The 5,791-nt window shown below is 44.5% G+C and carries 6 protein-coding genes and 1 pseudogene; 2 read left to right on the top strand and 5 right to left on the bottom strand.

What is annotated here, in order from left to right; all coding sequences use genetic code 11:
* The 3 genes and pseudogenes from Q0C19_RS10660 to Q0C19_RS10650 all read right to left on the bottom strand — a co-directional run.
* A pseudogene (locus Q0C19_RS10660) lies at positions 1 to 210 on the bottom strand (hypothetical protein); the annotation flags it as partial.
* Between the two features lie 36 nt (positions 211 to 246).
* The gene (locus tag Q0C19_RS10655) at positions 247 to 747 is read right to left on the bottom strand and encodes a hypothetical protein (RefSeq protein WP_295055835.1); all 501 of its coding nucleotides are present in this window, start codon (positions 745 to 747) and stop codon (positions 247 to 249) included.
* On the bottom strand, positions 719 to 1,735 hold the full coding sequence (locus tag Q0C19_RS10650) for an aldo/keto reductase (protein ID WP_295055833.1): 1,017 nt from the start codon (positions 1,733 to 1,735) through the stop codon (positions 719 to 721). Before Q0C19_RS10650 ends, Q0C19_RS10655 begins: the two co-directional genes overlap by 29 nt.
* A 52-nt stretch (positions 1,736 to 1,787) precedes the next feature.
* Here Q0C19_RS10650 and Q0C19_RS10645 point away from each other — a divergent pair, with 52 nt between their 5' ends.
* On the top strand, positions 1,788 to 2,693 hold the full coding sequence (locus Q0C19_RS10645) for a DUF234 domain-containing protein (protein WP_295055831.1): 906 nt from the start codon (positions 1,788 to 1,790) through the stop codon (positions 2,691 to 2,693).
* Here Q0C19_RS10645 and Q0C19_RS10640 read toward each other — a convergent pair.
* Positions 2,676 to 3,464 (bottom strand): J domain-containing protein, encoded by a 789-nt coding sequence (locus tag Q0C19_RS10640; protein WP_295055829.1) that lies wholly within the window; start codon positions 3,462 to 3,464, stop codon positions 2,676 to 2,678. The two genes, Q0C19_RS10645 and Q0C19_RS10640, sit on opposite strands and share 18 nt — an antisense overlap.
* 119 nt (positions 3,465 to 3,583) lie before the next feature.
* Here Q0C19_RS10640 and ccoG point away from each other — a divergent pair, with 119 nt between their 5' ends.
* Complete coding sequence (ccoG, locus tag Q0C19_RS10635; RefSeq protein ID WP_295055828.1) at positions 3,584 to 4,912, top strand: cytochrome c oxidase accessory protein CcoG; 1,329 nt, start codon at positions 3,584 to 3,586, stop codon at positions 4,910 to 4,912.
* Here ccoG and Q0C19_RS10630 read toward each other — a convergent pair.
* A partial coding sequence (locus tag Q0C19_RS10630; protein ID WP_295055826.1) for a HAMP domain-containing sensor histidine kinase occupies positions 4,906 to 5,791 on the bottom strand: 886 nt, incomplete at its 5' end. The genes ccoG and Q0C19_RS10630 overlap by 7 nt on opposite strands.

Genomic DNA, 5,791 nt, shown 5'->3' with positions numbered 1-5,791 from the left:
CGAGAGCTGACCCATCGCACCGATAATGCTCATCATTACAAATCCGATCATATAGGTATGCACCCAGCCGATCACTCTAAAATCACGCCATCCGATGTCGGGTTGCAAAAAATATAAAAAGCTCATGGAAACTGTATAAAAAACGACCGCCGTCACAAAATAGGGGGCGATCCGGCGAAGAGGGAGAGAAAAGTCGGGAGAGACGTTCATATATCCCCTTTTTAAGTGCGATTGTAACTCAGCTACTCACGGAGCGGATTGATTGTTATCAAGATCGGTAATTTTAATAATGAGGCTGTTGAAACGATCTTTAAAGTAGGTCTCATCGGCTTTTAGCCGATAAACGATATCGGTTTTGTCGGTTCGGATATATTGCGTCCGTGCTCCGCCGCACTGCTCGCTCATATTTGCTCCGTTATAAATCGGCTCCCCCAGTAAAATTCGTCTGAGAATATCTTTGGGGTAGTCCGGAGAGAGATAGTCGCGGACAAATGCCTCTTCGCTCATACATCCCGCATTGACACATACTTTCTCATCAATCGAAATCTTCTCCACCGCAACTCCGGCGGTAAAAAGCTCCGCTTCGACACGCTCGCCGCTGGAGCGGATATACCCCGTATCGGCAAATTTCAGTTTGGGCATTTTCAGGACGATGAGCTTCGGTTTGCTGATTTCGTAGTGTTTTTGAGCGCACCCTCCGATCATGAGGGCGAGCAGACTACCCCATAGGATAAAGAATTTTTGCATGTACCTCATCCAATTTTTGGAGAATTTCGCTGCTGAGCGTAACATCCATCGCCGCCAAACTTGCATCCAGCTGTTCAGGCGATGTTGCTCCGATAATCGTGGAGGCGACAAAATCAAACTGCTTGCTCCACGCGATAGACATCGTGACGGGATTTAATCCCGCTTCGTGTGCAATACGCAAATACTCCTGTGTCGAAGCAAGCGTTTTGTCATTTAAAAACCGTGAAGCCATCAGACGCTGACGTTTGTTGGCCGATTTAACGTAATCGCTGAATCGCCCCTGAGTGTTGATATCCTGATTGTACTTTCCGCTGAGCACCCCGCCGGCCAGCGGTGAATACGGCAGCAGTGAAATTTTCTCTTCACGGCACAATGCGCCGATCTCGCTCAAGTCCCGTCGATTCAGCAGTGAAAAATTGTTTTGGATCGACTCAAAACGGGCCAGTTTTTCATATTTGGAGACCATGAGCGATTTCATCGTCCCCCGCGCAGTGTCATTGGAAGTTCCGATGTAACGGACTTTTCCGCTTTGCACCAATGCATCAAACGCTCTCATCGACTCTTCGATGGGGACAATCGTATCGGGCCAGTGCATCTGATACAGATCGATATAATCAGTACCCAAACGTTTAAGAGACCCCTCGATCGCCCGCTCGATATGAAACCGGTCAATCGCCGTATACCCGTGACGGATCGGAGGGACAAACCAGCCCGATGCCGCACCCGCTATTTTGGAAGCGAGGATGATGCTATAGCGCGGTTTGTTCTTCAGCCATCGACCCACCATCTCTTCGGTCACTCCGGCAAGTTCAGCTTCGGGAGGGACGGGATAAAGTTCGGCCGTATCGAAAAAATTAATCCCGGCCTCATACGCTTTATCCATAATCTTATATGCCGTTTTTTCATCACACTGACTTCCAAACGTCATTGTCCCCATACAAATCGGTGATACGCGCAACCCGCTGCGCCCGATGTAGCGATACTCCATAAATTCTCTTTTTGATAATATAAGTACCGTATTATAAGCTATAATTTACCCAATGGACAGAAAATTGATACGCGACTTTTTTCACCTCAACCTTCCCCGTGATATGGAGCAGTGCATTGAACTGTTTGCCATCTTCGGAGGATACGATGCGCCGATCGATACCGATGCACCGATGGAATCGCTTATCACCGATCACATACTCAAACCTTTCGAATCCCACCGGACACGTTTCCTCTCACCGCTTCAAGACGACCCTCTGTATCTAAACCTTCTTCACGCCGTAGCCGTCGGCGATAGACGGCAGGGATCGGCATACCGCCGTGCTCGAATCGGCAAAGAACGGGGGAATGACGCTTTTGAGTTTTTACGCACCAGCGGCTATCTTACATTGGAGCGTTCACGTGAAATGCCGCTGGAACGTGCCCACCCGAAACAGCGCTTCAAAAAAGAGATTGAGCATCACCGAATTTCTCATAAATTCCGATTTAACACCCCGTTTTTGCGATTCTGGTTTGCCTTTGTTGAGCCTTTTAGCAAAACCATCCGAGAAGAAAACTATCTCCCTTTTCTAAACCATTTTCGTGAGCAGTTCAATGCATTTGTCGGCTTTACTTTTGAAGAGCTGTGCGACCTCTATATTCGAGATATTTTAGCGCCTGCATTCCAAAGCGAGCTTCTTGACTCGGGAAGCTACTGGAACCGTGAAGTGGAGATCGATCTATTGAGCGAGACGATGGAGGGGGAGACATGGGTCGGAGAGTGCAAATGGACAAACCACAAAGTGAACAAAAAAGAGTTTCACAAACTCGAAGAAAAATGTGTCAAACTCGCCCTTCACCCTGAGAAAATTTTTCTCTTTACCAAGCGGGGGTTTTCAAACGAACTGAGCGAAATGAGAGACAAACGTCTCTACCGCTTTAGCGCAGAAGATTTAAGCGTTTTAACTGACCGCCCGTAAAGCGCCGTACGCCTCTTGGAGAAGCTGAAATTTCTCCGTATATTTATTGATGATTTTAGGGTTTTTACTCTGAACACGGTCAGGATGATACCGTTTTGCCAAAGCGCGATACCGTTTTTTCAGATCTTCGGGAGATGAACCCATCGGAATTTCAAATATCGCATGATAGCGGATCATCTTGTCGATCGCATCATTTCCGAATCCCCACCCTTTATAATTTCCGTAAAGCCGACTCATAAATTCATCATCGTATTGATAATTAATCGTAAAATGGAGAACTTCACGGCGGTTGAGAGTTTTTTCAAGACGCGATTTTGCCGCAGCGGTACTCACATCGATAAAAATATCCTCTTCGCTGGAGCTGGTTACGAGATTGGAAAGCTGCTGTTTGAGATAGCGCATCACCCAACGATTCGGAGTCAAGAGGGTAAATTGTACACAGCCGGAGTTGTAGGCATAAAGCTCGATCTCCACTTTTTCACTCTCACGGTACGGTACTTCGATCCGAACGGCTGCCGTTTTGCACCGCTTCAACGACCTGCTGTAAAACGACCCTGTAAGTTCATTGGCTTTCGTAAAACGCTCACTGAGTGTTTCTAAAAACTCCTCTTTTTGGTTCGAGGAATTTTCGTTATTGAGAACCAATACCCCGTTATCCAAAAACAGCGTGTTATGAATATGATGATCGAAAAACTCTTCCATCCACGACTCTTCGAGAGTATTAGTACTCCCTTGAACAAAGATAGCGTTATTGCGCAAAACAACTTTCACGGCAACCCCCGTTAGTGATTCTTACCCTAACTAAAGCAAAAGGAGTTCCACTCTGGCATGCCACCAAAAAGACACTTTATTTTTTTACAGTTCTCTATTCTATACTTCAAGGAGTCTCTATGTCTTATGTGACTAAACGATATTGGTTCTATGCCTTTGTCACCGCCTTTACGTTTATCGTTCCATTTATTACGGTCAACGAAAACCATCTTTTGCTTCTCTCATTCGAAAAGCTTCAATTTCATTTTATGGGATTAGCCTACGATGTCAACGAATTTTACATCATGCCGTTTTTACTCATATTTCTGTTTATCGGGATTTTTGCCTTAACCTCTTCTCTGGGGAGAGCTTGGTGCGGATGGAGTTGTCCCCAAACAATTTTTAGAGTAATCTATCGGGATTTGATTCAAGGAACCCTGCTCGATCTGAGAAATAGTACCAACAAACAAAAAAGGATGAATACCTCAAGTATTGACAATAAACTAAAAATCGTTTTCGGGTTTTTCCTTTGGGTTCTCATTTCCCTAATCGCATCAACCAATTTTATCTGGTATTTTGTCCCTCCCGAAGATTTCTTCACCTACATGCAACACCCCGAAGATCACCTCTTTATCATTATCTTCATCACTACTACAGCCGCTTTTCTCATCTATGATATTGTCTGGATGCAAGAGAGTTTTTGTACTTATCTCTGCCCTTACTCTCGAATACAAACCGTTCTCTATGACGATGCCACCAAACATGTCGTCTACAATACCAATCGCGGCGGATTGATCTATCAAAACGGTGAAAAATCGGTTTTTGATTTGAAACAATTTTCAGCCCATGAAGAGTGTACCACCTGCGAAGCGTGTGTCAAAGTGTGCCCGACCCATATCGATATCCGAAAAGGGTTACAACTCGAGTGCATCAACTGTCTGGAGTGTGCCGATGCATGTACCGCCGTAATGGGGAAATTGGGTAAAAAATCGCTGATCGAGTGGGGAAGTCCAGCGTCTGTTTTACATCAACTGCGCAGTAGTGTTTTTTCAAAGCGCAACATCATGTATTTTGCGGCTATGGCAGGTTCATTGATTTTTGCGGCGGCATTGGCATCGGAGCAAGAACGGATATTGGTCAACATCAATAAATCAAGCGAACTCTACAAAGAGCAAAACGGTATCGTGAGCAATAACTACATCGTCAATATTCACAATACCCAAAAACGTACCTATACCTACGATGTCAGAATTGAAGATAAAAACTTCCGTATCGACAGCTTTACACCGCTGAGCCTCAAATCGGATGGAATGCGTAAACGGATCTTAGTGATCTCGACGAATCAAAATCTATCACAGTCGAACCGAAGAGACACAGCTTTGAAAGTCAAACTGGTTATCTACACAAAAGAAGACCCGAATATCTCCGTAACAAAAGAGATCTCATTCATGTATCCCAAAACTCAGTGATATTCGCGGATAGAGAGGGTAAAGGTTGAGCCCTCTCTCCCCCTGCTTTCCACCTCTATTGTTCCTTCAAAGCTTTTCTCTATGATTGTTTTAGCTAAATAAAGACCTATTCCGCTCCCCTCAGATTTGGTCGAAAAGTAAGGTTCAAAAATTGTATGTGTGTGCTCTTGAGATATACCGCTGCCGTTATCCTGTATTGCCAGCCGGACGTTAGACTCAACGCAATCGACACTAATCGCTATCATCGGATCCGATATTCCGCCCAAAGCGTCGGATGCATTGGATATTAACGCAAAAATAACCTGAGAGAGTTCACTCTTTTTCCCGTAAATTTGACTATCGTCACGACATTTAAAGACTACGTCCACATGGATGCCTTTGGTATTCAAATCGGACATTATCACCGTTAAACTATTGTTGATCGCCTCTTTCAGCAAAAAAGGCTCTTTGTGTTTTGCGGGGGTATAAAACTCTTTGAAATCATCAATGGTTTTGGAGAGAAACTGTAGTTGATCCTGTGCCGCCCCGATTTTTTTATCCACATAGGCATCTTCTAACGTTCGATTTTCATAACGATTTTTCAGATTTATTAAAATATAGGAAAGATTGTTCAGCGGCTGGCGGAATTGGTGGGTAATATTAGCGATCATCTCTCCGCTTTTCGCCATCTTTGATTGCTGAAACAGCATATTTTGATGATCAAGCGCCTGATTTTTGAAAAGATTGTATTTGTACGCGATAGAGATCGTAAATAATACCGCTTCAACAGCAATCGCGACCAAAACGATATCGATATACCCTTTTTCAACGTACACCTGTTTAAGCTGAAAAACAAACAGTAAAATACAAAGCGATGACCATCCGATCACATAGACGATT

The sequence above is a fragment of the Sulfuricurvum sp. genome (assembly GCF_023250475.1).
Lineage (GTDB): Bacteria > Campylobacterota > Campylobacteria > Campylobacterales > Sulfurimonadaceae > Sulfuricurvum.
This window is presented reverse-complemented; position numbering and strand designations above follow the sequence as displayed.